The sequence below is a fragment of the Pseudomonas putida genome, assembly GCF_028682635.1.
Lineage (GTDB): Bacteria > Pseudomonadota > Gammaproteobacteria > Pseudomonadales > Pseudomonadaceae > Aquipseudomonas > Aquipseudomonas putida_AE.
Map to the genome: position 1 here is coordinate 86141 of NZ_JANHLK010000009.1, position 25421 is coordinate 111561.

A 25421-nucleotide genomic window follows, 5' to 3' on the forward strand; every position below is an offset into this window, starting at 1 on the left:
GGTCAATCCGGCCAATACCACGCCGGCTCATCCAGCATCCGCTGCCCAACAATCCCGGTTTGCCCGAGATTCTTCTCCAGTACGATGCAATTGCATTCAGGATCTTCCTGCAACGCCGAAATCAACCGCCGCGCATGGGACACCACCCACACCTGACACTGTGCGGACGCGCGGATGATCAAGCGCGCCAGCGCCGGCAGCAGATCCGGATGCAGGCTGGTTTCCGGTTCGTTCAGCACCATCAGCGTCGGCGGCCTGGGCGTCAGCAGCGCCGCCACCAGCAGCAAATACCGCAAGGTGCCGTCCGACAGCTCGGCTGCCGACAACGGTCGCAACAGTCCTTCCTGATAAAACTCGATAGCAAAACGCCCGCCGGCCAGCGGCTCGATGTGCAGGCGCGCGCCGGGAAAGGCGTCGCTGATCGCGTTGCGCAATGCCTCGGGGTCGCCGATTTCGATGATGGTCTGCAACGCCGCCGCCAGGTCTCTGCCGTCGTGGTGCAGCACCGGGGTGCGGGTGCCCAGTTGTGGCTGACGCACCGGGGCGTCCGCGTCGCTGCGAAAGTGATCGTAGAAGCGCCAGCGGCGGATGAACTCGCGCATTTCCAGCACTTCTGGCGAGGTACGCAGGCTGCCGACCTGATCGAACAGGCTGTCGAAATTCGGCGTGTGTTGAGCCAGCACGTCCCAACTGCGGTTGGCCCGAGCGCGGATCAGCGGGCCGTCGCGATCCACCAGCAGGCTCGCTGGCCGATAGAACGGCCCGGCCCACAGGCACTCGCGCTTGATCTGCGGGTCGAGGCTGAACCGCGACGGAATAGGCGTACTGTGCCCGGGCAGCATGAAGTGACCGTTGGAGTCGGGCAGCCCGAGGCTGATCGAGTAACCGAAGTCTTCCCCGGAAAATCCCAGCCGCAGGCGCTTCACGCCCCGTGGCACGGTCGCCTCGATCGGCACTTCGCCATTGCGCATGCGCCGGCTGATGGTTTCCGGACCGGCCCAGAAGGTCGAATGCAGTCCCCCCTCGCGGGCCAATGCATTGACCACACCGCCCTGGGCGGTTTCCGCCAGCAGGCGCAGCGCGCGGTAGAGATTGGATTTGCCACTGCCGTTGGGGCCCGTAATCAGGTTCAGCCGGCCCAGCGGAATCACCAGTTTATTGATCGAGCGGTAATTGGCCACCGCGAGGGTTTTTAGCATGAAGGACGTTCCCTGTGACCTTGTAGGAGCTGCCGCAGGCTGCGATCTTTTGATCTTTATCATTCAAACGCAAAAGATCGCAGCCTGCGGCAGCTCCTGCAGTGGAAATGATGATTATTGCGTAGGCGAAGATTAAACCCTGTTCTAAGCTGACAGACGAATCGCGCCCGTTAAACGCAAAGGAGTCTGCATGGCTGTTCCCGGATTGAAAATAGCGCTTGGCTTGAGCCTCCTGGCTTTGCTGAGTGCTTGCGACAAAGAAAAGCCGGTCGAGAAGGATCGGCCACGGGTTTTCGTGCAGGAGGTCAAGCTGGCCGACTACGCCGTCAACATCACGTTGACCGGCGATGTCCAGGCCCGGGTGCAAACCGAGCTGTCGTTCCGCGTCGGGGGCAAGATCATCCAGCGTACTGTGGATGTCGGCGACCGGGTTTCGGCCAGGCAGGTGCTTGCCAGGCTCGATCCCAAGGACCTGCAGACCAACGTGGATTCGGCCCAGGCCCAGGTGGTCGCCGAGCAGGCGAAGGTCAAACAGAACGCCGCCGCCTTCGTGCGCCAGCAAAAACTCTTGCCCAAGGGCTATACCAGCCAAAGCGAATACGATTCCGCCCAGGCGGCCTTGCGCAGCACCCAAAGCTCGCTGGCGGCGGCCCAGGCGCAACTGGCCAACGCCCGTGAACAGCTGAGCTACACGGCGTTGATTGCCGACGCGCCGGGCGTGATAACAGCACGCCAGGCCGAGGTTGGCCAGGTGGTGCAGGCCACGGTACCGATTTTCAGCCTGGCCCGGGACGGCGACCGCGATGCGGTGTTCAACGTCTACGAATCGCTGCTGGCCGAGCCGCCGTCGGATCGAGCGGTGGTGGTGAGCCTGCTGGATAACCCGGCGATCAAGACCACCGGGACCGTGCGCGAAGTGACCCCGGCCGTCTCCGAGCAAACCGGTACGGTGCAGGTCAAGGTCACCCTCGACGCCTTGCCGCCAGGCATGCAGTTGGGTTCGGTGGTGAGTGCCACCGCCAATACCCGGGGCAAATCCGCCGTGGAGCTGCCGTGGTCGGCGCTGACCAAAAACATCAGCCAGCCGGCGGTGTGGCTGGTGGATGGCGAAGGCAAGGCGCAACTGCACAACGTCACGGTGGGCCGCTACCTGACCGGTAAAGTCATCATCAGCGCCGGGCTCACCGGCGGTGAAAAAGTCGTGATCGCCGGGGGCCAGTTGCTGCACCCCGGTGTGAAGGTGGAAATCGCCGAAGACACCTACAAGGACCTGACTGCGGGGGCTCAGCCATGAAGCGCCTGCTATTGGTGTTCGCCAGTGTGATGCTGGCGGCCTGCTCGAAAGAAGAACCCGCTCCGGAGCCAGTGCGTCCGGTGCTGTCCATCAAGGTCAAAGCCCTCGACGAAGAAAACCTGGGGCGATTCGCTGGCAGCATCCAGGCCCGCTATGAAAGCAACATCGGCTTCCGCGTGCCGGGGCGCATTGCCAGTCGCAGCGTCGATGTCGGTGCCGAAGTCGAAAAAGGTGCCTTGCTCGCCACGCTCGACCCCACCGACCAGCAGAACCAGTTGCGTTCGGCCGAAGGCGACCTGGCGAGTATCCAGGCGCAGCTCATCAATGCCCAGGCCAGCGCCCGACGCCAGCAACAACTGTTCGATCGCGGGGTGGGCTCACAGGCGCAACTCGACAGTGCAATTACCGATCTGAAAACCACCCAGGCCTCGCTCGACCAGGCCAAGGCCGCGGTCAGCCAGGCCAGGGATCAGCTCAACTACGTTGAGTTGCGCTCCGATCACAAGGCCGTGGTCACGGCGTGGGCTGCCGAAGCCGGGCAAGTCGTCACCGCGGGCCAGCAGGTGGTGACCCTGGCGCAGCCGGACATCAAGGAAGCGGTGATTGACTTGCCCGACACCCTGATCGAGCAGTTGCCCGCCGACGTGGTGTTTCAGGTCGCCTCGCAACTGAACCCGAGCATTACCACCACGGCCACCGTGCGTGAAATCGAGCCCCAGGCCGAAAGCGCAACGCGCACACGCCGCGCGCGCCTGACGCTGACCGAGACGCCGCCCGCATTTCGTCTCGGCACGGCGATCAGCGTGACCTTGAAGAGCGCGGTCAAGCCGCGCATCGAACTGCCCCTGAGCGCCTTGCAGGAGGTCGATGGTAAAAACCGCGTCTGGGTCATCGATGCGCAGACGCAAACCGTTTCCCCACGGGATGTCAGCATCGTCAGACGCACGGACAGCACGGTGGTGCTGGCCAACGATATCAAGGCCGGCGAGCGAGTGGTCAGTGCCGGTGTGAACAGCCTCAAGCCGGGGCAAAAAGTGAAAGTCGACGAGGGCAGCCCACAATGAAAGGGAGTTTCAACTTATCCGAATGGGCCCTCAAGCATCAGTCGTTCGTCTGGTATTTGATGTTTGTCTCACTGTTGATGGGCGTGTTTTCGTACCTCAACCTGGGACGCGAGGAAGACCCGTCGTTCACCATCAAGACCATGGTGATCCAGACCCGCTGGCCGGGTGCGAACCAGGAAGAAACCCTCAAGCAGGTCACCGACCGTATCGAGAAAAAACTCGAAGAGCTTGATTCCCTCGACTACGTGAAAAGCTACACCCGTCCCGGCGAATCCACGGTCTACGTGTACTTGCGCGACACCACCAAGGCCAAGGACATTCCGGAAATCTGGTACCAGGTGCGCAAGAAGATCGGCGACATTCGCTACTCGTTTCCCCAGGGCATCCAGGGCCCGTCGTTCAACGACGAGTTCGGCGACGTGTTCGGTTCGATCTACGCCTTTACCGCCGATGGCCTGTCGCTGCGTCAGTTACGCGACTACGTAGAGCAGGCGCGCGCAGAGATTCGCGGTGTGCCGGGCCTGGGCAAGATCGAAATGGTCGGCCAGCAGGACGAAGTGCTCTATCTGAATTTCTCGACCCGCAAGCTGGCGGCGCTGGGTATCGACGAACAGCAAGTCGTACAAAGCCTGCAGGCCCAGAACGCGGTGACCCCGGCCGGGGTCATCGAAGCCGGTCCCGAGCGGATTTCCGTGCGCACGTCCGGGCAGTTCATTTCCGAGAAGGATCTGGCCAACGTCAATTTGCGCCTTAATGATCGCTTCTATCGCCTGGCCGACATTGCCGACATCCAGCGTGGCTACGTCGACCCGTCGACGCCGGAGTTTCGCTTCAATGGCCAACCCGCCATTGGCCTGGCCATTGCCATGCAAACGGGCGGCAACATCCAGGACTTCGGCAAGGCCCTGCACCAGCGCATCAGCGAGCTGACGGCCAATCTGCCGGTGGGCGTCGGCGTGCACAACGTGTCCGATCAGTCTGTGGTGGTGGAAGCCGCCGTTGGCGGGTTCACCAGTGCCTTGTTCGAAGCCGTGGTGATCGTGCTGGTGGTCAGCTTCATCAGCCTCGGCGTACGCGCCGGCCTGGTGGTGGCGTGCTCGATCCCGCTGGTACTGGCGATGGTGTTTGTGTTCATGGAATACAGCGGCATCACCATGCAGCGGATTTCCCTCGGTGCGCTGATCATCGCGTTGGGCCTGTTGGTGGATGACGCAATGATCACGGTCGAGATGATGGTCTCGCGCCTGGAATTGGGCGAAACCAAGGAGCAGGCCGCGACCTTTGCCTACACCTCGACCGCGTTCCCGATGCTTACCGGCACCCTGGTGACGGTGGCGGGTTTTGTCCCCATTGGCCTCAATGGCAGCTCGGCCGGTGAATACACCTTCACCCTGTTTGCGGTGATCGCCGTGGCCATGATGGTCTCGTGGGTGGTGGCGGTGCTGTTCGCCCCGGTGATCGGCGTGCACATCCTCAGCGTCAATGTTAAGCCGCACTCGGCCGAGCCAGGGCGCTTGGGGCGGGCCTTCAATAGCGGCCTGCTGTGGAGCATGCGCAATCGCTGGTTGGCGATTGGCATCACCATGCTGATATTCGCCTTGTCGGTTGTCGGCATGCGCTTTGTGCAGAACCAGTTCTTCCCGGCCTCGGATCGTCCGGAAATCCTGGTGGACCTGAACCTGCCGCAAAACGCCTCCATCGATGAAACCCGCAAAGCCGTGGACAAGCTGGAAGCGACCCTCAAGGGCGACCCCGACATCGTGCGCTGGAGTACCTACATCGGCCAGGGCGCGATTCGTTTCTACCTGCCCCTCGACCAGCAACTGCAGAACCCTTACTACGCACAGCTGGTGATCGTCGCCAAGGACTTCGAGACGCGCACAGCCCTCAGCGATCGCCTGCGTGAGCGCCTGCGCAAAGACTTCGTCGGCATCGGCAGTTTCGTCCAGGCACTGGAGATGGGCCCGCCCGTGGGGCGGCCGATCCAGTACCGCGTCAGCGGCCCGGACATCGACCAGGTGCGCAAGCACGCCATCGATCTGGCAACCGTGCTGGACAAGAACCCGCACATCGGCGAGATCATTTACGACTGGAACGAGCCCGGCAAGGTGCTACGCATCGACATCGCCCAGGACAAGGCGCGCCAGCTTGGCTTGTCGTCCGAAGACGTGGCGAACCTGATGAACAGTATCGTCAGCGGTTCCACGGTGACCCAGGTCGACGACGACATCTACCTGATCAACGTGGTCGGGCGCGCGGTGGACGCCGAACGGGGTTCGCCGGAAACCCTGCAGAACCTGCAGATCCTCACCCCGGGCGGCACCTCGATTCCGCTGCTGGCGTTTGCCACTGTGCGTTACGAGCTGGAGCAACCGCTGGTGTGGCGTCGTGACCGCAAGCCGACGATCACCATCAAGACCGCGGTGATCGGTGATATCCAGCCCACCGACCTGGTGAAACTGCTCAAGCCGGACATCGACACATTCGCCGCCTCGTTGCCGGCGGGGTACAAGGTCGCCACGGGCGGTACGGTGGAGGAGAGCGCCAAGGCCCAGGGGCCGATCAACCAGGTCGTACCGTTGATGGTGTTCCTGATGGCCACCTTCCTGATGATCCAGCTGCACAGCGTGCAGAAGATGTTCCTGGTGGCCAGCGTCGCGCCACTGGGCCTGATCGGCGTGGTGCTGGCGCTGGTGCCGACCGGCACGCCGATGGGCTTCGTGGCGATCCTCGGCATCCTGGCGCTTATCGGCATCATCATCCGCAACTCGGTGATCCTGGTGACCCAGATCGACGCGTTCGTGGCGCAAGGGTCGTCACCCTGGGATGCCGTGGTGGAAGCCACCGAACATCGTCGCCGGCCCATCCTGCTGACCGCCGCGGCGGCGAGCCTGGGCATGATCCCGATCGCCCGGGAGGTGTTCTGGGGGCCGATGGCCTACGCGATGATCGGCGGGATCATTGTCGCCACCTTGCTGACGCTGCTGTTTTTGCCGGCGTTGTATGTGGCCTGGTACAGGATCCAAGAGCCGAAGAAAGAAGTGCAGTAAGACGAGCGCTGCGCGCTCATCGCCAGCAGGCTGGCTCCCACAGGGGCATGCGATCAACTGTGGGAGCCAGCCTGCTGGCGATGGCGTCCGCACTGGCTACGCAGGCTTGCGCCACACACTCGCCAACCAAGGCTGCTGCTCCCGCGGCAGCCCCGCCGGCCGGTAGTAATGCTCCAGCTCCACAAACCCCGCCTCGGTCAGCAATTGCTGCCACGCCTGCAGATCGTGATACGCCCCATACCGCGGCCCGTTCCAGCCTTCCTGATTCTCGCCACGGGGATTGGAACTGAACAACACACCCCCCGGCTTCAACGCCGCGCGCAGCTGCTTCAACACCCGAGGCAACTCCTGGCGCGGGATGTGAAACAGCACCGCATTGGCAAAAATCCCGTCGAAGCGCTCGTCCGGCAAATCCAGCTTCAGGAAGTCCTGCTGCCAGACTTCGCAACCGCTGTCCTCCCGGGCCATCTGCGCAAACTTCTCCGATCCGTCGAGACCGACCGCTGTGTGGCCCATTCGCGTAAACGTCTGCAAGTCGCGACCGGGACCACAGCCAAAATCGAGAATGTCGAACGGCGCTTTACCCTGGATATGCCGCAACAGCGCGTCGATGTTCTGGCTAACATCGTGATCGCGGGTGCCTTCGCGGAAACCTTCGGCCACCGAGTTGTAATGGCCCAGGGTGGTGGACGTGATCTGTTCGAGGTCGTCGGGGGTCTGTTTCATGGTTGGCTGCGCAGGCAATAGGGATTTGCCGAATATACGCCATCAAGCCTGGGGCTGCTGCGCAGCCATTCGCTGGCAAGCCAGCTCCTACAATGATCGCGTCGGTCATCTGCAGGAGCTGGCTTGCCAGCGATGGCGGCCTTACGTATCGCCTACTAAACGATTGGGTGGCGGCTGTACGCAGGTTAGTAGGCCGGTCAATAGGAAAACCGGTGCACCCGAAGGTGCCCCACGCACAGCCACCATATTCCGCATGCGGCAAAGTGCCGACATGAGCATGGAAACGCTATGCGCCTATTGTTCCGGGCTACTAAACCCGATCACTGATGAGCAGTGACGGACCGAGACTAACCACGGAATTTGGCAGGCGCAAGCGAGCGGAATAATCTAGGAAACGTCCTGCAAAGGAAAGGGATTTAGCCTTCAGAATTGCCGATTTTCTTGTACGAAATATCGCCAAGATCGCAGCCTTCAGCAGCTCCTACAGGGTGTACACATTCCCTGTAGGAGCTGCCGAAGGCTGCGATCTTTTGATCTTGATCTAGCGTTTGTTCAACCCCCGAGCCAACCTATCCCCACCCAACTGAATCACCGCCACCAACGCCACCAGCAACACAATCACCGTCAGCATGATCTGACTGTCAAAGCGCTGATACCCATACCGGTACGCAATATCCCCCAAGCCACCCGCACCGATCGCCCCGGCCATGGCCGATGAGTTGATCATCGTCACCAGGGTAATGGTGAAGCCCCCGACTATCCCCGGCAGCGCCTCAGGCAACAGCACATGCCAGACGATATGCCCACGTCGGCAGCCCATGGCCTGCGCCGCTTCGATCAAACCATGATCGACCTCGCGCAGGCTGACCTCGGCGATGCGTGCAAAGAACGGCGTGGCAGCGATGGTCAACGGCACCACCGCCGCCCACACACCATAGGTGGTACCGACGATCAACCGGGTGAACGGGATCAGCGCCACCATCAGGATCAGGAACGGAATCGAGCGGAACAGGTTCACGAAGGCACCCAGTGCGCGGTTCAGCGCCGGGGCTTCGTAGATGCCGCCCTTGGAGCTGGTGACCAGGATCACCGCCAGCGGAATCCCCGCCAGCAGTGCGATCAACGACGACACGCCAACCATCAGGAAGGTGTCGATGAAGCCTTGCAGCAAGCGATCAAACCACATAACCCAACACCTCTACCTGTTGCGCCCAGTTGCCGGCGCGATGACGCAGTTCATCGGCGCCCAGAGGCGAGCCGGTCACCGCCAGCAGCAGTTGCCCCAGCGCGTGCCCCTGAATCCGTTCCACGCCCCCCTGCAACAGACGCACGCGGCCACCGAGTGCAGCGAACAGCGCGGCAAGGTCTGGTTCGGCATGGGCCGTTCCGGTGAATTGCAGGCGCAGCACCACGGCATCCTCCGAAGACTGCGCTTGTTGATGCAGGCGGCTTTGCAGCTCGGGCGGCAGGGCGTGTTGCAGTGGCGCGAGCAAGGTCTTGCTGACCTCATGCTGAGGGTTGCCGAAGACTTCCCAGACCGGGCCTTGCTCGACGATTTGTCCATGTTCCAGGACCACCACGCGATCGCAGATCTCGCGGATCACCGCCATTTCGTGGGTGATCAGGATGATGGTCAGGCCCAGGCGCTGATTGATCTCACGCAGCAGGCCGAGGATCGATTGGGTGGTCTCCGGGTCCAGTGCCGAAGTGGCTTCGTCGCACAGCAAAATCGCCGGGTCATGCACCAGCGCGCGGGCGATGCCGACGCGCTGTTTCTGCCCGCCGGAAAGCTGCGCCGGGTAAGCCTTGTGTTTGCCCTGCAGGCCGACCAGTTCCAGCAGTTCACGCACCTTCTGCTCGCGTTTTTCCTTCGGCACTCCGGCGACTTTCAGCGGCAACTCGACGTTCTGCCAGACGGTCTTGGCCGACATCAGGTTGAAGTGCTGGAAGATCATGCCGATGCGCCGACGCAGCGCCACCAGGCGGTCTTCGTCGAACTCGCCAATGTCCACTTGATCGATCAGCACGCGACCCGAAGTCGGTTGTTCGAGGCGGTTGATGGTGCGGATCAGCGACGACTTGCCGGCGCCGCTGCGGCCGATGATGCCGAACACCTCACCGCGCTGGATCGCCAGGTCGATGCCTTGCAGCGCCGCCACCGGTCCTTGCTTGCCGTCGTAGGTTTTACCCAGGCCGATGAAGCGCACGTGGGCCCGATTGAGCGCCGGGTGCAGTTCGGTCTGGTCAGCATTCTTGAGCGCTGGAATGTCCAGTCGCCGTTGCGTGGCTGCCGTCATGCTCAGCTCTCCCAGCCGGCTTGGTAGAGCTTGCCGTGGGCTTTATCCAGGGCTGCGCGAACGGCCGGCGAGTGTTGGTAGATGTCGACGAACTTGATCAGGCGCGGGTCGGTTTTGCTTTTCGGCTGGATCACGAACTGGATCACGTATTCCTTGTGGTCGAGGCCGTCGAACAGCAGGGCGGAGCCGGCGTCGAAGGTTTTCGCCAGGCGGATGTAGGCCGGGTAGCCCTGGACCAGATCAGCGTCGTCATAGGCGCGCACCAGTTGCACGGCTTCGACCTGCAGGATCTTGATGTTCTTCGGGTTGGCGATGATGTCTTCTTCGGTGGCCTTGTAGCCGACACCCGGTTTGAGCGTGATCAAGCCGGCCTTGGCCAACAGCTGCAAGCCTCGGCCGCTGTTGATCGGGTCGTTGGCGATGGCCACGCTGGCGCCTTGCGGCAGCTCGTCGAAGCTTTTGTATTTCTTCGAGTAGAGGCCGACGTTGTTGATGATCCCCGGGGCGAAGGGCACCAGGTCAAAGCCGGAGGCGTTCCTGGCGTTTTCCAGGAAGGGGATGTGCTGGAAGTAGTTCACGTCGATGTCGCCGGCGGCGAGGCTGACGTTGGGCGCGATCCAGTCGGTGAACTCTACGAGTTCGACTTTCAGGCCTTGTTTGCCGGCTTCTTCTACTGCCGCTTCGAGAGGAATGGCGAAGGCGGCGGTGGTGCCGATCTTCAGTGGGGCGTCGGCGGCGAACAGCGCCGAGCTGAACAGGGCTAGGGCCAGGGCCAGTGCTTTGACTGGGTGGTTCAGGAGTTTTTTGGTCATGGTAGTTTTCCAGTCAGTGCATGAGTTTTGTGTTGTCTGGTCAGGCCTCATCGCCAGCAGGCTGGCTCCCACAGTGGGAATGCATTCCAAATGTGGGAGCTAGCCTGCTGGCGATGCTTTTAGCGTCGGTAGGCAGAGCCGGTATGCTGGCCAGGCAAATGCGCCTCGCCATGAAACAGCTTTTCGCGCAAGGACCCGTTGTCGTAGGCGGTCTTGTACGACCCGCGCCGTTGCAGCTCCGGAATCACCAGCTCAATGAAATCCACATAGCTTTCCGGCGTGACGATCCGCGTCAGGTTGAAACCGTCCAGCCCGGTTTCGGCGATCCACGATTCCAGCTCATCGGCCACTTGTTCAGGCGAGCCGACCAGGGTGATGTAACGTCCGCCGAGGGCGTGTTGCTCGAGCAGTTTGCGGCGGGTCCAGTCGTTGTTCTGCAGGTTTTTGGTGGCGGACTGGATCGCGTTGCTCTTGACGTACTGGATCGGTTCGTCGATGGCGTACTCGGAAAAGTCGATCCCGGTGGAGGCCGAAAAATGCGCCACTCCCGCCTCGGCGCTGGCGTAGCCCAGGTATTCGGCGTGCTTGGCCCAAGCGAGTTCTTCAGTCGCGCCAACGATCACGTTCAAGCCCATGAACACCTTGATGTCCTCGGGATTGCGCCCGGCCTCGACGGCGCTGGCGCGGACCTTGTCCACCTGTACCTTGGTCGACGCCTTGGTCTGCCCGCTGATGAACACGCATTCGGCATGCCGCCCGGCGAACAGCAATCCGCGATCGGAACTGCCAGCCTGGAACAGCACCGGGGTGCGCTGCGGCGAGGGCTCGCACAGGTGATAACCCTCCACCTGATAGAACTCGCCCTTGTGCTCGACCTTGTGCACTTTTTCCGGTTGCGCGTAGATCCGTTGCTGCGCATCGTTGAGCACCGCGCCGTTTTCCCAGCTGCCTTCCCAGAGTTTGTAGAGCACTTGCAGGTATTCATCGGCCTGGTCGTAGCGGCGGTCATGCTCGACCTGTTCGCTCAGGCCCATGGCCTTGGCGGCGCTGTCGAGGTAGCCGGTGACGATGTTCCAGCCCACCCGACCGCGGCTCAGGTGATCCAGGGTCGACATGCGCCGGGCGAACAGGTACGGCGGTTCGTAGGTGAGGTTGGCAGTGAGGCCGAAGCCGAGGTTTCTGGTCACGGCAGCCATCGCCGAGACCAGCAGCAGCGGGTCGTTGACCGGCAGCTGGATCGACTCTTTGAGCGGCACATCCACCGAGTTCTGGTACACGTCGTAAACACCGACGATATCGGCGATGAACAAGCCGTCGAACAACCCGCGCTCGAGCAGTTGCGCCAGTTCGGTCCAGTATTCGATCGTCTTGTACTGGGTCGAGGTGTCCCGTGGATGCGTCCACAGGCCATGGTTGATGTGCCCGATGCAGTTCATGTTGAACGCGTTGAGCAGGATCTTCTTTTTCGCGTCGGCCATCAGATGGTCCCCCGCAGCGGCGGGTTTTCATCGTTGAGGTAGTAATTGCCGACCGCGTGGTACTTCCAGCGCACCGGGTCGTGCAGTGTGTGCACCCGGGCATTGCGCCAGTGGCGATCCAGCCCGTGCTCGACCAGCGTGGCCTGGCTGCCGGCCAGTTCGAACAAGGTAGTGCCGGCGGCGAGGGAGATTTCGGTGCTGATGGCCCGGGCTTCGGCGACGGCAATCGACGCGGCGGCGACGCTTTCGGCATTGGTGTCGGCCTGTGCCTTGTCGAGGAATTCCCCGGCGCGCTCCAGCAAGGCTTCGGTGGCGTGCAGGCGAATGCTCAAGTGGCCGAAGCTCTTGATGGTCAGCGGGTCGTCGGTGGCTTTTTCATGGGTGGCGTCGATCCACGGCCGGGTCTTGGTGCGCACGAAATGCAGCGCGTCTTCATAGGCCGCGCGGGCGATGCCGGTGTCGATGGCGGCATGGAGAATCTGCGCCAACGGGCCGACCGGGGTCGGGCGCTCGAACGCGCTTTGAAACGGGATCACGTCTTCGGCGGCAATAAAGACATCTTCGAACACCACTGAACCGCTGCCGGTGGTGCGCTGGCCGAAGCCGCTCCAGTCGTCGATCACGGTCAGGCCTTTGCTGTCGCGCGGGACGAACGCCAGTTGCTGCACGCCGTTTTCATCGATCACCGAGGTCGGGATGCGCTGCGCGTAGATCGCGCCGGTGGCGTAGAACTTGCGACCGTTGATGCGATAGCCGTCACCATCGCGAGTCAGGCGGGTGACGCGGTCGTGGGCGGTTTTGGTACCCAGTTCGGCAAGGGCATTGCCGAATCGCTGACCGGCCAATACTTCGGCGTACAGACGTTTTTTCTGCTCATCGCTGCCGTTCACACGCAGCACTTCCAGCGCGTAGAAATGGTTCTGCGGGATTTGCCCGAGGGAGCCATCCGCCTGGGCGATCAGGGCGATGACCTTGGCCAGGGTGACGTTGGAAACACCGGCGCCGCCGTATTCCTTGGGCACGCTGATGCCCCACAGGCCCGAGCGGGAAAACACTTCCAGTTCCGGGTGTGGCAAACGGCGTTCGCGGTCGCGCAGGGCGCTGTCGCGTTTGAAATCTTCGGCCAGGTCGCTGGCGACGATCAGGGCTTGCTCATCGCTGGTGATGACCGCGACGTGTTGAGAAAGGGTCATGTGTTTCTCCAGATGTCTGGTCGTCAGATCCAGGAATGGCGAGCGGGCAAAGTGCCGTTCAGGTAATAGGCACCCACCGCGTGATATTTCCAGCGCACCGGGTCGTGCAGGGTGTGCACCCGGGCGTTGCGCCAGTGGCGGTCGAGGTTGAATTCGGCGAGGGTGGCGCGGCTGCCGGCCAGCTCGAAGAGCTTTTCGCTGGCCTGTAACGAGATTTCGGTGGTCAGCACTTTGGCTTCGGCCACGGCAATCGAGGCGCGGGCGGCAGACTCGGCGGTGAGCGGCGCGGCGCTCACCTGGTCGAGCACCTGCCCGGCCTTGCGCAGCAGTGCTTCGGCGGCGTGCAGTTCGATTTTCAGCTTGCCGATGTCGGCGATCACGTACAGGTCATCGCTGGCCCGTTCGACGTTGGCGTCGACCCATGGCCGGGCGCGGGTTTTGACGAATTCGATGGCGTCGTCGATGGCGCCACGGGCGATACCGGCGTCGATGGCGGCTTGAATCAGCTGCGAGACGGCGCCTTGGGTATTGGGTTTTTCATTGATCTTCCAGTTGTCCACCACCAGCTCGGCATCGACCCGCACGTTGTTGAGCAAAATGGTGCCGCTGGCGGTGGTGCGCTGGCCGAAACCGGACCAGTCATCGACGATGCGCAGCCCCGGCGTACCGCGACGGACGAAGGCCAGCACCTGCTTGCCATCGTCGTTGAGCGCCTTGACCGCGACCCAGTGCGCGAACAGCGCGCCGGTGGAATAGAACTTCTGCCCGTTGAGGACAAAACCATCGCCGTCGGCGCTTATGCGCGCCTTGAGTTCCAGGGTGTTTTTAGCACCGCGTTCCGGCCCGGCATTGCCGATTCGCCAGCCTTCCAGGACGCTCTTGAACAGCTGTTTTTTCTGCGCCTCGGTGGCGCTGCCGAGCACCAGGTTGAGAATGCCGAACTGGTTCTGCGGAATCTGACCCAGGGCCGGGTCCGCCGCGGAAATGATCGCGAACACCTCGGCCAGGGTGACAAATGAAACCTGCGGGCCGCCGTACTCGCGGGGAATGGCGATGCTGCCCAGGCCGCTGCGGGTGAATTGTTCGATTTCCGACCACGGCAGCTTGCGCTGCTGGTCGCGCCGGGCTGCCTGCAGGCGAGCGACTTGCGCCAGCTCATGGGCGGCCTTGATGGCCTGGGCATCGTTGCGCAGCACTTGCGCGGGCAACAACAAGGGGGCGATGTCCAGGTCACTCTGGACGATTGCATCAGCCAGACTGGACATCAGTGCCACTCCTTGGCTACACGCAATGCCCTGGCGATCTGCACTGGGGTGATTGTGTTCCGGACCATACCTACCTCACATCTCATGGAAACACCGCGGGGTGCGGCGAACGAAAACAAGAATGTCCGGTGGTCCGGTTTATATACCCTAAACGTGTATAAATGTTTTTTGAACTAACTTTTAGGAATATGTATAGAAGGTCAAGCTGCGCCTCATCACTTTCGTCGTTCGGCGGCTTTGAGGTGTTCTTTTTTCGGCACCTTGAGATAGGGATTGGCACAACCAATCTTCAACGCCCGTGCTGGCGCCCAGCGCGAATTGTTGCCGACACGATCAAGGATGCAGTAAGTCACCTCCAGGCGCAGGTCTTCGCCGGCTTCGAGAATGATCGCCGGTGGCACCCAGATCTGAATCGGCTGGCCCACATCACTCTCCTTGAGTGGCGGCAAATCCATGCGGGCATCGCCCCAGCGCAGGGTGATTTCGTCATCGGCGGCCATGTTCAGGTACGGCTCGATAGTGACTGGCACGCCGCGCTTGATCTGGTTGGGATTCACCCCCTGCCGGCAAATCGTTCCGGGAAGTTTTACCGGTGCCAGGCTCTGGTTCTCGTCGCCAGTCAGCGCAGTAGGCTGTCCACCGGGGCACTCGAGTTTTGACTGCAGCCGCCGGGCGGGCGATACGATCGGGGCCTGCCCTATTTGCATGATTCGATAGTGAACGCGAGAAGCGCCACTGGCGATAAAGCTCTCGGGTACCCGTAGCTGGACGGGTTGGCCGATCTCAATGGCCTTCAGGGCCCTCGAGGCGACGTAGCAGTTGTCCCAGAACAGTTCGATCAGGTCGCCTTCGTCCATCCCGGGGTAGGGTGGCACCTCGATCAGCAAGTGCGCGGCCGAGGCGAGGTTGATCCCGGCCTTGTGGGACTGCGCCAGTGTCGGGGCGGCAAGTTCGATTTTACTTGAGGTGCATGTCATGGAAGTCTCCTTGATGTTTTGCAATGAAGTCCGTTTCGGAAAACAACAGCAAAACCGTTCATTACTTTGATTTGAAATAATGATTTGGCGTGATCAGTGCCGCTGGCAGGAGACTAGATAAGAGTGCGCTGGATTCAGTGTCAATAGAGTGGGCTAGTTAAATGAAGTGCTGGGTGTTATTCAGAAAACTCCTACGCGTTAAAGTTAATAAGCCGTTCCGATGAGTCGACTTTACCTGCTCAAGGCGCCGTTTTATGAGGGGCTGGCGCATTATATGGGTTCACGATGCGCTTGGATGTCCAGTCGGCAAAACTGTTGCGCAATACATATATGTATCGAGTGCGCTGACAAGATGTGCTTGTCGTGCACGTACATTTAATTATGTAAGAGTAAGAGTTTGGTGCGGGGAGGGTGGCACTTCCATCCATGGAAGTTGACCGATGTTACGAGAGGTTTAGTTGTGGGCGTTGTTCAGGAACTTGCTGAGAAACTGTTTCGTGCGTTCTTCCTTGGGGTTGGCAAACAACGCCTTCGCTTCGCCTTGTTCGACGATCACGCCCTTGTCGAAAAACACCACGCGATTGGCCACGTCGCGGGCAAACCCCATTTCGTGGGTGACGATGACCATGGTGCGATTCTCCTCGGCCAGGCTGCGAATGGTCGACAGGACTTCGCCCACCAGCTCCGGGTCGAGCGCCGAGGTCGGTTCATCGAACAGGATCACTTCCGGCTCCATCGCCAACGCGCGGGCGATCGCCACACGCTGTTGCTGACCACCGGAAAGGCGGCGCGGGTAAGCGTCTTCCTTGCCTGCCAGGCCGACCCTGGCCAACAGCTTTTTACCCAGGGCAACGGCCTCGGCGTGCGCGATCTTCTTGACGATGATCGGGCCTTCGATAACGTTTTCCAGGGCGGTGCGGTGGGGGAACAGGTTGAAGTTCTGGAACACGAAGCCCACGTGCTGGCGCAAACGGCGCACCAGGCTCTGTTGCTGGTTAAGCGGGCGGCTGGTATCGATCTCGATGTCGCCGACCTTGATCCGGCCGCTGGTGGGTTCTTCGAGGAAGTTCAGGCAGCGCAGGAAGGTGGTCTTGCCCGAGCCGCTTGGCCCGATGATCGCCACCACCTCGCCTTCCTTCACTTGCAGATCGATGCCGTTGAGCACCACTTGACCCTTGAACTGCTTTGTCAGTTTTTCCACGACAATCATGGGGTCAGGACTCCTGGTCGTGCCGGTTGACCCGTGCTTCCAGCTGGTTCTGCAGGTGCGACAGCACCGTGGCCAGGACCCAGTAGATCAGCGCGGCGGCAAGGTACATGGTGAAGACTTCAAAGGTACGGGCGGTGATCAGCTGCGCCTGGCGGAACAGCTCCGGCACCTGAATGGTGGCCGCCAGCGCGGTGTCCTTGACCAGTGAAATGAAGCTGTTGCCCAGTGGCGGCAATGCGGTGCGCATCGCCTGCGGCAGGATGGCCCGGCGCAGTGTTTGCGCGCGGGTCATGCCGATACTGGCAGCAGCTTCCCACTGGCCGCGCTCGATGGAACTGATCGCCGAACGCAGGATTTCACAGGCGTAGGCGGCCATGTTCAGCGAGAAGCCGATCAGGGCCGCCGGCAGCGGGTCGAGTTCCATGCCCAATTGCGGCAGGCCGTAATAGATCACGAACAGTTGCACCAGCAACGGCGTACCGCGAAAGAACGACACGTAGATGCGGGCGATCCAGCTGATCAGCTTGAAGCGCGACAGGCGCATCAGTGCCAGGCCGAAGCCCATCACCAGGCCGAAGAACATCCCGCCCAGGCTCAAGATGACCGTGTAGTAGGCCCCCTTGAGCAGGAAGGGCAGGGAGTCCAGTGCGAGTTGAAAAGCTTCTTCCATTATTGAGTGACGTCAGCGCTGAAGTATTTTTCCGAAAGCTTTTTCAGCGTGCCGTCGGCGCGCAGCTTGTCGATCGCCTTGTTCACGGCTGCCAGCAGTTCAGGCTCGCCTTTGCGCAGGGCAATGCCGGCCTCCTGGCGGGAGAACGCTTCACCGGCAGCGGTGGTGTCCTTGGCTTTCTTGGCGTATTCCAGGGCGGCCAGACGGTCGATCAGGATGGCGTCGATACGGCCGACACGCAGGTCCTGGAACTTGGTCGGATCGTCTTCATAGGTGCGCACGTCAGCGGTCGGCACGTTGGCCTTGACCCACTGCTCGTAGTTGGTGCCCAGGCCCACGCCGACTTTCTTGCCACCCAGGTCGGCCGCGGACTTGATGTTCAGTTCGGCGGCTTTCTTGGTCAGTACCAGCGCCTGGATCCCGGAAACGGTGTAGGGCTCGGAGAAGTCATACTTCTTCTTGCGCTCTTCGGAGATGGTCACCTGGTTGATCACCGCGTCCAGGCGCTTGGATTCCAGTGCCGCGAGGATGCCGTCCCATTTGGTCGGTTGCAGCTTGACCTTCACACCCAGCTCTTTGGCCAGGGCTTCGGAGAATTCGACTTCGAAGCCGGTCAGTTTGCCGTCGGCGTCGACGAAGCTGAACGGTGGGTAGGTGCCTTCCAGGCCGACGTTGATCACGCCTTTGTCCTTGATTTGTTGCAGTTGCTCACCGGCCACTGTCTGGCCAATCAGGCCGGCACTGAGGGCCAGGCCCAGCGAACCCACCAGCAGATTTCGACGTAGTGCGGAAAAATTCATGACAAGCCCCTGTGTTTTCTTATGGAAGACGCTTAAGGAAAGTTGGCAAATTCGGGATTTGGACGACTGCGATATCCTGCCCTAAAGCAGCGTATGCGTCTCGCTGCAAATTCGCCTGCGGCGTGACTATATGATGGTGCTTTTAGATTAGAAAATAATAAATTCTATTTTTCTTATTTCTTAAAGGAATATGAGTTGTCTGATGAAAAGATCGCAGCCTTCGGCAGCTCCTACAGGGGATTGCGTACATCTGTAGGAGCTGCCGAAGGCTGCGATCTTTTGATCTTGGTTCTTACAAGAAGCTCGTATAGGCAAACAACGCTGGCGCCCCGCCGGTGTGCAGGAAGATGATCGGGCCCTCATCGAAACGTGAACGTCCGATCCCGTCCAGCAACCCCGCCATGGCCTTGCCAGTGTAGACCGGGTCCAGTAACAGGCCTTCCTGGCCGGCCAGCAGCTTCACCGCTGCCAGCGTGCCGGCATTGGGCTCGCCGTAACGTGGCGAGAAATACTCGTCCCACAACTCGACCTTGAAACTCTCCGGCAACGTCACCCCCAGCAACTCGGCGGTACGTTCAGCCAGGCCCTGGACCTTTGGCCGCTGGTCTTCATCGCTGCGCGAAACCGTGACGCCGATGACTGGCAATTCCGGCAATACTTCGCTCAACGCCAATGCCAGGCCGCTGTGGGTTCCGGCGCTGCCCGAGGCGAGGACGACGGCGGCGAAATTCAGTCCGGTGTCCTTGATCTGTTCGGCCAGTTCCAGACCGGCTCGCACGTAACCCAGGGCGCCCAGCGCATTGGAGCCACCGATCGGCACCAGATACGGCTTCTTGCCGTTGCTGCGCAGGCGAGCAGCCAGGGATTGCAATTGCTCGTCGGCGTTATCCAGATTTTCGACCAGCTCGACCTTGGCATCGAACAGATCCAGCAACAGCCGATTGCCGTTGCCGACATAATTGGCGTCGTCGGTGCCCAGGGGGTTTTCCAGCAGGGCCACGCAGCCCAGACCCAGCTTGGCCGCAATGGCAGCGGTCTGGCGTACATGGTTGGACTGCAGCGCTCCCGCCGTGATCAAGGTATCTGCGCCCTGGGCCAGGGCATCGGCCGCCAAATATTCGAGTTTGCGCAGCTTGTTGCCGCCCATCGCCAGTGGGGTCAGGTCATCGCGTTTGACGTAGACGTCGCGCCCCAGCCAGGCCGACAAGCGTTCGAGTTTTTCGAGGGCGGTCGGTTGGCCCAGCAGGTCTAGACGGTTGAAGCGGGCAAGCTGTTGTTTGATCATGGGTCCGTACTGGCGGTGGAAGGTCTCTGGACTATAGGCACGCCACTTTGTCGGGGCAACCGTGAATCGCTTATAGCCGATTGTAATTACGACAGCACAATTGGTTCTTAATTTTGCTTGCGGGCCTTGCCGTAAAGTAATCGCCGTCAGTGCGGCCAGACTGTCCGGCCGCCCGTGAGGAGTTTTTACCGTGAGTGAGCGTTCCAGCCATTGGCAGTTGCAAACCATCGTCAGCCAGCTGCGTACGGCACGTGAGCAGTGGCGTGCACAAAACGGCCGCGCCAGCGGTGAGCAGGGTGGTCGCGAATTGCCGTCGCGGGCAGCAATGGCGGACATTCTCGAAGCACTCTGCGGGGCGCTGTTCCCTATGCGCCTGGGGCCGGTAGACTTGCGCGAAGAGAGTGAGGATTTCTACGTGGGCCACACCCTCGATGTGGCGTTGAATGCATTGCTGGCGCAGGCGCGGCTCGAATTGCGCTATGCCGCCCGTCACAGCGCCCAGGCCGACACCGAGGTCGAGGCCAAAACCATTCAGATCATCCAGGACTTCGCCCTCGCGTTGCCTGGGCTGCGCAGCCTGTTGGACACCGACGTTCTGGCGGCTTATCACGGCGATCCGGCGGCGCGTAGCGTCGATGAAGTGTTGCTGTGCTATCCCGGCATTCTGGCGGTGATTCACCATCGCCTGGCTCATCATCTATATCGTGCGGGCTTGCCCTTGCTGGCTCGGATCAGCGCGGAAATCGCGCATTCGGCCACCGGCATCGACATTCACCCGGGCGCGCAGATCGGTCGCAGTTTCTTCATCGACCACGGGACTGGTGTGGTGATCGGCGAGACCGCGATCATCGGCGAGCGGGTGCGGATTTATCAGGCGGTAACCTTGGGTGCCAAGCGCTTTCCGGCGGATGAAGACGGCCAGTTGCAGAAGGGCCAGGCGCGGCATCCGATCGTCGAGGATGACGTGGTGATTTACGCCGGGGCGACGATTCTGGGGCGGATCACTATCGGCAAGGGCTCGACCATTGGCGGCAATGTCTGGCTGACCCGCAGTGTGCCAGCGGGCAGTAACCTGACCCAGGCCAATCTGCAACTGGATGACGGGGCTCAGAAGTAGGAGCTGTGTAGGAGCTGTCTCGTGCAACGAGGCTGCGATCTTTTAAGCGCTCCGCAAAACCAAAATCAAAAGATCGCAGCCTACGGCAGCTCCTACAAAAGCATGACCGCCGAGCTCTGGAATTAGTCCTTAGCCCCCTATTCATGTTTAACTTGAACGTTCATTCAAGTTAAACCGGTGGTTCGCTGCCCGCTCACAACAGGAGGCTTGCCTTTGCTGAGTCCGATTTCTACAGCCACGATTGACCCCTTCGAGGTGCACCTGCAATGAGTGCATCGTCCATTCCCCCAAGCGGCCTGGTCCGCATGAATCCGCCGGTGTTCTACTTCGCGGCGACCTTCATTCTGCTGTTCGGCATCGTGGTCATTGCCATGCCCGAACAGGCCGGCGCCTGGCTGCTGGCGGCGCAAAACTGGGCGGCCAACACGGTTGGCTGGTACTACATGCTGGCGATGACCCTGTATCTGGTCTTCGTGGTGGTCACCGCGTTATCGGGCTACGGCAAGATAAAACTCGGTGCCGACCACGACGAGCCCGAATTCAGTTATCTGTCCTGGGCCGGCATGCTGTTCGCCGCCGGGATCAGCATCACGCTGTTTTTCTTCTGCGTGTCCGAGCCCCTGACCCATATGCTGCAACCGCCCCAGGGCGAGGCCGGCACGGCGGATGCGGCGCGGCAGGCGATGCAGATCCTGTTCCTGCACTGGGGCCTGCATGGCTGGGGCGTGTTCGCCTTTGTCGGCATGGCGCTGGCCTACTTCGCCTACCGGCATAACCTGCCGCTGGCCTTGCGCTCGGCGCTGTACCCGCTGATCGGCAAGCGCATCAATGGCCCCATCGGTTACGCGGTGGACGGCTTTGGCATCATCGCCACGGTGTTCGGTCTCGGTGCCGACATGGGCTTTGGCGTGTTGCACCTTAACTCGGGCCTGGACTACCTGTTCGGCATTGCTCACACCCAGTGGATCCAGGTCGGCCTGATCACGCTGATGATGGGCGCGGCGATCATCGTCGCGGTGTCCGGCGTCGACAAGGGCGTGCGGGTCATGTCCGACATCAACATGCTGCTGGCCTGTGCGCTGCTGCTGTTCGTGTTGTTCGCCGGGCCCACCCAGCACCTGCTCAATACCCTGATCCAGAACGTCGGCGACTACCTCGGCGCCTTGCCGATGAAGAGTTTCGACCTCTACGCCTACGACAAGCCTAGCGACTGGCTGGGTGGCTGGACGGTGTTCTACTGGGCCTGGTGGATCGCCTGGTCGCCGTTCGTGGGCCTGTTCATTGCACGGATTTCCCGTGGCCGCACCATCCGCGAGTTCGTCTTCGGCGTGCTCCTGATTCCGCTGGGCTTCACCCTGGCGTGGATGTCGATCTTCGGCAACAGCGCCATCGATCAGGTGCTCAACCACGGCATGACGGCGCTGGGCATGTCGGCCATCGACAACCCGTCGATGACCCTCTACCTGCTGCTGGAAACCTACCCGTGGAGCAAGACCGTGATCGCGGTCACGGTGTTCATCAGCTTCGTGTTCTTCGTCACCTCTGCCGATTCCGGCACCGTGGTGTTGTCGACGCTGTCCGCCAAGGGTGGCAACCCGGATGAAGACGGGCCGAAATGGCTGCGGGTGTTCTGGGGCGCAATGACTGCGCTGGTGACCAGTGCGCTGCTGTTTTCCGGCAGCATCGATGCGTTGAAGTCCGCCGTGGTCCTGACTTCGCTGCCGTTCTCGCTGATTTTGCTGTTGATGATGTGGGGCCTGCATAAAGCGTTTTATCTGGAATCGCAGAAGCAGATTGCGCAGATGCATTCCCTGGCGCCGGTGTCCGGTTCGCGGCGCGGTGGTTGGCGCCAGCGCTTGAGTCAGGCGGTGCATTTCCCGTCGCGGGACGAGGTCTATCGCTTCCTCGATTCGACGATACGCCCGGCCATCGAAGAGGTGTCGGCGGTGTTTATCGAAAAGGGCCTGAAGGTCGTGACTCACCCTGAGCCGGTCAATGACAGCGTCAGCCTGGAAATCGGTCACGGCGACGAACACCCGTTCATCTATCAGGTACAGATGCGCGGCTACTTTACGCCGTCATTCGCCCGCGGCGGCATGGGCTCCAAGGAACTCAACAACCGGCGCTATTACCGGGCCGAAGTGCATTTGAGCGAGGGCAGTCAGAACTACGATCTGGTGGGATACACCAAGGAACAGATCATCAACGACATCCTTGACCAGTACGAACGGCACATGCAGTTCTTGCACCTGGTGCGTTGAGCGGGTCTAGGCCTCGGTGGTCATCACCATGAACAACACCAGCGCCGCCACGGGGATACCGAACACGGCGCTGCCCACCACCAGCTCCGTGCCCAACGGCTGGCCGGCATGCACCATGCCCACCGCGCCATTGATCAGCGTCAGGGCCAGCCACAGCACGATGAAGCTGTAGGCGAGGACCTGGCGGGGAAAGCCGATCTTTTCGCCGATGTACAGCATCAGGGCGAGCAGGATCAGGCCGAAAGTGATGATGATGGTGGTGTGCATGGTGTGTTTTGCCTGCCGGATGTGTATTGACTGGTCGGCCGCCTTCGCGAGCAAGCCCGCTCCCACAGGGTATCTCCTTTGAACATTAATCTTGTGAGCAACCGGGATCAATGTGGGAGCGGGCTTGCTCGCGAATGGGTCACCTCGATATCGGTTTGAGCATAGTTAAACCAACCCACCATTCACTCGCAGAATCTGCCCGTTGACCCAAGCCGAATCCGGCCGCGGAAATTTATGTCGCCTCAGCGATCGCCGGACTGGGCCTGATCCAGTGCCCGCACAACCGGCACATGTCGCCACGGGTTCGGGTGTTTGTGGATTGGTTGGGGGAGGTGTTTGCGGGGGCCGTTTGAATGGAAAAATGTGAAACGTTTCAGCCATTTTTCGAGTCTCAGGTTTTCTGGCGTTTGTCTGGGCGTATGCTGGGCGACTGGCAAAGCAGTCGAGACCAGATTCAAGACAGACAAGAGAGGATTCGATGACTTACACCGCTGCCGAAAACCGCTACGACTCCATCCCCTACCGCCGCGTTGGCCGCAGCGGTCTGGTACTGCCGGCGCTGTCCCTGGGCCTGTGGCACAACTTCGGCGACAGCACGCCGATCGATACCCAGCGCGCGTTGTTGCGCACGGCTTTCGACCTTGGGATCAACCATTTTGACCTGGCAAACAACTACGGCCCTCCGTACGGCAGTGCCGAGATCAATTTCGGCCGTTTGCTGCGTGAAGACTTCAAGCAGTACCGCGACGAGCTGATCATTTCCAGCAAGGCCGGTTGGGACATGTGGCCCGGCCCTTACGGTCAGGGCGGCGGCTCGCGCAAGTACGTGCTTGCCAGTCTCGACCAGAGCCTGCAGCGCCTGGGCCTGGACTACGTGGATATTTTCTACTCCCACCGTTTCGACCCCGACACCCCGCTGGAGGAAACCGCCAGCGCGCTGGCCACGGCGGTGCAACAGGGCAAGGCGCTGTACATCGGCATCTCGTCTTATTCCGGGGTGAAAACCCGTGAAATGGCGGCGTTGCTCAAAGAGTGGAAAGTACCGCTGTTGATTCACCAACCGGCTTACAACCTGCTTAATCGTTGGGTGGAAAAGGACCTGCTGGACACCACCGATGAACTCGGCACCGGTGTCATTGCATTCACACCGCTGGCCCAGGGTTTGCTGACGGACAAGTACCTCAACGGCGTGCCGGCGGATGCGCGGGTCAACCGTCCTGGCGGTGGTTCGTTGCAGGCCTCGCACTTGTCCGAGGCCAACATTGCGCATGTGCGTGCACTCAACGAGATCGCCAGGCGTCGTGGCCAGAGCCTGGCGCAACTGGCGCTGGCCTGGACCCTGCGTGACCCGCGGGTGACCTCGGCGCTGATCGGTGCCAGCCGGCCGGAGCAGATCATCGAGAACGTCGGGGCGTTGAAGAACCTGAGTTTCAGTGCTGAGGAGCTGGCGGAGATTGACCGGTTTGCCCAGGAGGGTGGGATCAATCTTTGGGAGAAGCCTTCTACCGCTGAGTAAGCTGTAAAGCAAAAGATCGCAGCCTGCGGCAGCTCCTACAGGGGAACGCATTTCCATGTAGGAGCTGCCGCAGGCTGCGATCTTTTGATCTTAAAAAAACGGCACATCCCCCAACACCGTCGCCCGCTGCATCACCCGCCGCGCCGGGCGATAGTCATCCACCGCGTAATGCTGGGTCACGCGGTTGTCCCAGAACGCGATGTCGTCTTTCTGCCAGCGCCAGCGAATGGTGAATTCCGGCCGGGTCGAATGGGCGAACAGGAACTTGAGGATCGCCTCGCTCTCGGTGTCCGATAGCTCGTTGATCTTCGAGGTGAAGCCCTCGTTGACGAACAGTGAGCGACGCCCGCTCACCGGATGCGTGCGGATCACCGGGTGCGACAGCGGCGGATTCTTGCGCCGTGCCTCTTCCCATTGGGCCAGCGCTTCAGGCGTGTTGCCATAGCGCTCCAGCGGAAACGAACGGGTGAAGTCATGGGTAGCGGTCAGTCCTTCGAGCAGGGTTTTCATCGGCGCCGACAGGGCTTCATACGCCGCGATGCCGCTGGCCCACAGGGTATCGCCGCCAAACTCCGGCAGCAGCTTGGCGCTGAGCACCGCGCCCATGGCCGGGGTTGGTAGGAAGGTCACGTCGGTGTGCCAGATGGCGTTGTCGCGCACGTCTGTGACGGCGGTGTCGAGGATCAGTACCTCAGGTTGATCCGGCACGTTCGGGTAGATCGGATGAATGTGCAGGTCGCCGAAATTGGCGGCGAATCGCGCCTGCTGCTGCGGCGTGATCGGCTGGTCACGGAAGAACAGCACCTGATGCTTGAGCAGCGCCTGCTCTATGGCGTCGCGTTGTTCCAGGTTCAGCGGCTGGCTGACGTCGACGCCGCTGATTTGCGCGCCGAGGGCCGAGCTTAGAGGGACGATGGTCAGGTGGCTCATGGTGGTTCTC

The 25421-nt window shown here is 61.1% G+C and carries 21 protein-coding genes and 1 pseudogene; 7 read left to right on the forward strand and 15 right to left on the reverse strand.

What is annotated here, in order from left to right; all coding sequences use genetic code 11:
- Positions 1–2 precede the first annotated feature (2 nt).
- Positions 3–1199 carry an AAA family ATPase gene (locus NPS56_RS13565; protein WP_274075065.1) on the reverse strand — a complete coding sequence of 399 codons (1197 nt, stop codon included), beginning with the start codon at positions 1197–1199 and terminating at the stop codon, positions 3–5.
- 190 nt (positions 1200–1389) lie between these two features.
- On the opposite strand from NPS56_RS13565, the gene NPS56_RS13570 reads away from it, so the two are divergent.
- The 3 genes from NPS56_RS13570 to NPS56_RS13580 are packed head-to-tail and all read left to right on the forward strand — an operon-like array spanning position 1390 to position 6607.
- Positions 1390–2493 (forward strand): efflux RND transporter periplasmic adaptor subunit, encoded by a 1104-nt coding sequence (locus tag NPS56_RS13570; protein ID WP_274075066.1) that lies wholly within the window; start codon positions 1390–1392, stop codon positions 2491–2493.
- Positions 2490–3557: an efflux RND transporter periplasmic adaptor subunit gene (locus tag NPS56_RS13575; protein ID WP_274075067.1), complete on the forward strand. Its 1068-nt coding sequence runs from the start codon at positions 2490–2492 to the stop codon at positions 3555–3557. Before NPS56_RS13570 ends, NPS56_RS13575 begins: the two co-directional genes overlap by 4 nt.
- Positions 3554–6607: an efflux RND transporter permease subunit gene (locus NPS56_RS13580; protein WP_274075068.1), complete on the forward strand. Its 3054-nt coding sequence runs from the start codon at positions 3554–3556 to the stop codon at positions 6605–6607. The genes NPS56_RS13575 and NPS56_RS13580 overlap by 4 nt, the downstream gene beginning before the upstream one ends.
- Before the next feature lie 96 nt (positions 6608–6703).
- Here the strand turns inward: NPS56_RS13580 and NPS56_RS13585 are convergent, their stop codons facing one another.
- The 12 genes from NPS56_RS13585 to NPS56_RS13640 form a co-directional block, all read right to left on the reverse strand.
- Positions 6704–7333: a class I SAM-dependent methyltransferase gene (locus NPS56_RS13585; RefSeq protein WP_274075069.1), complete on the reverse strand. Its 630-nt coding sequence runs from the start codon at positions 7331–7333 to the stop codon at positions 6704–6706.
- A 541-nt stretch (positions 7334–7874) separates the two neighbouring features.
- Entirely contained in the window at positions 7875–8519 is a 645-nt protein-coding gene (locus NPS56_RS13590) for a methionine ABC transporter permease (RefSeq protein ID WP_008057629.1), read from the reverse strand.
- Positions 8509–9630, reverse strand: coding sequence for a methionine ABC transporter ATP-binding protein (locus tag NPS56_RS13595; RefSeq protein WP_274075070.1), 1122 nt, complete (start codon positions 9628–9630; stop codon positions 8509–8511). Before NPS56_RS13595 ends, NPS56_RS13590 begins: the two co-directional genes overlap by 11 nt.
- 2 nt (positions 9631–9632) lie before the next feature.
- Entirely contained in the window at positions 9633–10442 is an 810-nt protein-coding gene (locus tag NPS56_RS13600) for a MetQ/NlpA family ABC transporter substrate-binding protein (RefSeq protein WP_274075071.1), read from the reverse strand.
- Between the two features lie 119 nt (positions 10443–10561).
- A complete protein-coding gene (locus tag NPS56_RS13605; RefSeq protein ID WP_274075072.1) occupies positions 10562–11920 on the reverse strand; it encodes an LLM class flavin-dependent oxidoreductase in 1359 nt (452 codons plus the stop codon).
- Positions 11920–13113, reverse strand: coding sequence for an SfnB family sulfur acquisition oxidoreductase (locus tag NPS56_RS13610; protein ID WP_274075073.1), 1194 nt, complete (start codon positions 13111–13113; stop codon positions 11920–11922). Before NPS56_RS13610 ends, NPS56_RS13605 begins: the two co-directional genes overlap by 1 nt.
- Positions 13114–13136: 23 nt before the next feature.
- Positions 13137–14378, reverse strand: coding sequence for an SfnB family sulfur acquisition oxidoreductase (locus NPS56_RS13615; RefSeq protein ID WP_274075074.1), 1242 nt, complete (start codon positions 14376–14378; stop codon positions 13137–13139).
- Positions 14379–14593: 215 nt separating this feature from the next.
- Entirely contained in the window at positions 14594–15355 is a 762-nt protein-coding gene (locus NPS56_RS13620; protein ID WP_274075075.1) for a hypothetical protein, read from the reverse strand.
- 454 nt (positions 15356–15809) lie between these two features.
- On the reverse strand, positions 15810–16565 hold the full coding sequence (gene tcyN / locus NPS56_RS13625; RefSeq protein WP_274075076.1) for an L-cystine ABC transporter ATP-binding protein TcyN: 756 nt from the start codon (positions 16563–16565) through the stop codon (positions 15810–15812).
- Positions 16566–16569: 4 nt separating this feature from the next.
- Positions 16570–17235, reverse strand: a complete 666-nt coding sequence (tcyL, locus tag NPS56_RS13630) for a cystine ABC transporter permease (protein ID WP_274075077.1) — start codon at positions 17233–17235, stop codon at positions 16570–16572.
- Positions 17235–18035: a cystine ABC transporter substrate-binding protein gene (gene tcyJ, locus NPS56_RS13635; RefSeq protein ID WP_274075078.1), complete on the reverse strand. Its 801-nt coding sequence runs from the start codon at positions 18033–18035 to the stop codon at positions 17235–17237. Before tcyJ ends, tcyL begins: the two co-directional genes overlap by 1 nt.
- A 292-nt stretch (positions 18036–18327) precedes the next feature.
- Entirely contained in the window at positions 18328–19320 is a 993-nt protein-coding gene (locus NPS56_RS13640) for a D-cysteine desulfhydrase (protein WP_274075079.1), read from the reverse strand.
- Between the two features lie 190 nt (positions 19321–19510).
- Between NPS56_RS13640 and epsC the strand changes: the two genes are divergently transcribed.
- Positions 19511–20437: a serine O-acetyltransferase EpsC gene (epsC, locus tag NPS56_RS13645; protein ID WP_046815348.1), complete on the forward strand. Its 927-nt coding sequence runs from the start codon at positions 19511–19513 to the stop codon at positions 20435–20437.
- A 305-nt stretch (positions 20438–20742) separates the two neighbouring features.
- Entirely contained in the window at positions 20743–22698 is a 1956-nt protein-coding gene (gene betT / locus NPS56_RS13650; RefSeq protein WP_274075175.1) for a choline transporter BetT, read from the forward strand.
- A 6-nt stretch (positions 22699–22704) separates the two neighbouring features.
- Here the strand turns inward: betT and NPS56_RS13655 are convergent, their stop codons facing one another.
- Positions 22705–22965, reverse strand: a complete 261-nt coding sequence (locus NPS56_RS13655) for a hypothetical protein (RefSeq protein WP_274075080.1) — start codon at positions 22963–22965, stop codon at positions 22705–22707.
- A 224-nt stretch (positions 22966–23189) separates the two neighbouring features.
- Here NPS56_RS13655 and NPS56_RS13660 point away from each other — a divergent pair.
- Together NPS56_RS13660 and mgrA are read left to right on the forward strand one after the other, a co-directional pair.
- Positions 23190–23318, forward strand: a pseudogene (locus NPS56_RS13660) (LysR family transcriptional regulator); the annotation flags it as partial.
- A 125-nt stretch (positions 23319–23443) separates the two neighbouring features.
- Entirely contained in the window at positions 23444–24481 is a 1038-nt protein-coding gene (gene mgrA, locus NPS56_RS13665) for an L-glyceraldehyde 3-phosphate reductase (RefSeq protein WP_274075081.1), read from the forward strand.
- 90 nt (positions 24482–24571) lie between these two features.
- On the opposite strand, the gene tauD is transcribed toward mgrA, so the two are convergent.
- On the reverse strand, positions 24572–25411 hold the full coding sequence (gene tauD, locus NPS56_RS13670; protein ID WP_274075082.1) for a taurine dioxygenase: 840 nt from the start codon (positions 25409–25411) through the stop codon (positions 24572–24574).
- Positions 25412–25421 lie beyond the last annotated feature (10 nt).

What these genes read in the sequence shown, in the direction of transcription:
- tcyN (WP_274075076.1), bottom strand. Translation starts at nt 16,565, where the DNA reads ATGATTGTCGTGGAAAAACTGACAAAGCAGTTCAAGGGTCAAGTGGTG.
- NPS56_RS13620 (WP_274075075.1), bottom strand. Translation starts at nt 15,355, where the DNA reads ATGACATGCACCTCAAGTAAAATCGAACTTGCCGCCCCGACACTGGCG.
- NPS56_RS13575 (WP_274075067.1), top strand. Translation starts at nt 2,490, where the DNA reads ATGAAGCGCCTGCTATTGGTGTTCGCCAGTGTGATGCTGGCGGCCTGC.
- NPS56_RS13600 (WP_274075071.1), bottom strand. Translation starts at nt 10,442, where the DNA reads ATGACCAAAAAACTCCTGAACCACCCAGTCAAAGCACTGGCCCTGGCC.
- NPS56_RS13570 (WP_274075066.1), top strand. Translation starts at nt 1,390, where the DNA reads ATGGCTGTTCCCGGATTGAAAATAGCGCTTGGCTTGAGCCTCCTGGCT.
- tauD (WP_274075082.1), bottom strand. Translation starts at nt 25,411, where the DNA reads ATGAGCCACCTGACCATCGTCCCTCTAAGCTCGGCCCTCGGCGCGCAA.
- NPS56_RS13585 (WP_274075069.1), bottom strand. Translation starts at nt 7,333, where the DNA reads ATGAAACAGACCCCCGACGACCTCGAACAGATCACGTCCACCACCCTG.
- NPS56_RS13590 (WP_008057629.1), bottom strand. Translation starts at nt 8,519, where the DNA reads ATGTGGTTTGATCGCTTGCTGCAAGGCTTCATCGACACCTTCCTGATG.
- betT (WP_274075175.1), top strand. Translation starts at nt 20,743, where the DNA reads ATGAATCCGCCGGTGTTCTACTTCGCGGCGACCTTCATTCTGCTGTTC.
- tcyL (WP_274075077.1), bottom strand. Translation starts at nt 17,235, where the DNA reads ATGGAAGAAGCTTTTCAACTCGCACTGGACTCCCTGCCCTTCCTGCTC.
- NPS56_RS13605 (WP_274075072.1), bottom strand. Translation starts at nt 11,920, where the DNA reads ATGGCCGACGCGAAAAAGAAGATCCTGCTCAACGCGTTCAACATGAAC.
- NPS56_RS13655 (WP_274075080.1), bottom strand. Translation starts at nt 22,965, where the DNA reads ATGCACACCACCATCATCATCACTTTCGGCCTGATCCTGCTCGCCCTG.
- NPS56_RS13610 (WP_274075073.1), bottom strand. Translation starts at nt 13,113, where the DNA reads ATGACCCTTTCTCAACACGTCGCGGTCATCACCAGCGATGAGCAAGCC.
- NPS56_RS13595 (WP_274075070.1), bottom strand. Translation starts at nt 9,630, where the DNA reads ATGACGGCAGCCACGCAACGGCGACTGGACATTCCAGCGCTCAAGAAT.
- NPS56_RS13565 (WP_274075065.1), bottom strand. Translation starts at nt 1,199, where the DNA reads ATGCTAAAAACCCTCGCGGTGGCCAATTACCGCTCGATCAATAAACTG.
- NPS56_RS13640 (WP_274075079.1), bottom strand. Translation starts at nt 19,320, where the DNA reads ATGATCAAACAACAGCTTGCCCGCTTCAACCGTCTAGACCTGCTGGGC.
- tcyJ (WP_274075078.1), bottom strand. Translation starts at nt 18,035, where the DNA reads ATGAATTTTTCCGCACTACGTCGAAATCTGCTGGTGGGTTCGCTGGGC.
- NPS56_RS13580 (WP_274075068.1), top strand. Translation starts at nt 3,554, where the DNA reads ATGAAAGGGAGTTTCAACTTATCCGAATGGGCCCTCAAGCATCAGTCG.
- NPS56_RS13615 (WP_274075074.1), bottom strand. Translation starts at nt 14,378, where the DNA reads ATGTCCAGTCTGGCTGATGCAATCGTCCAGAGTGACCTGGACATCGCC.
- mgrA (WP_274075081.1), top strand. Translation starts at nt 23,444, where the DNA reads ATGACTTACACCGCTGCCGAAAACCGCTACGACTCCATCCCCTACCGC.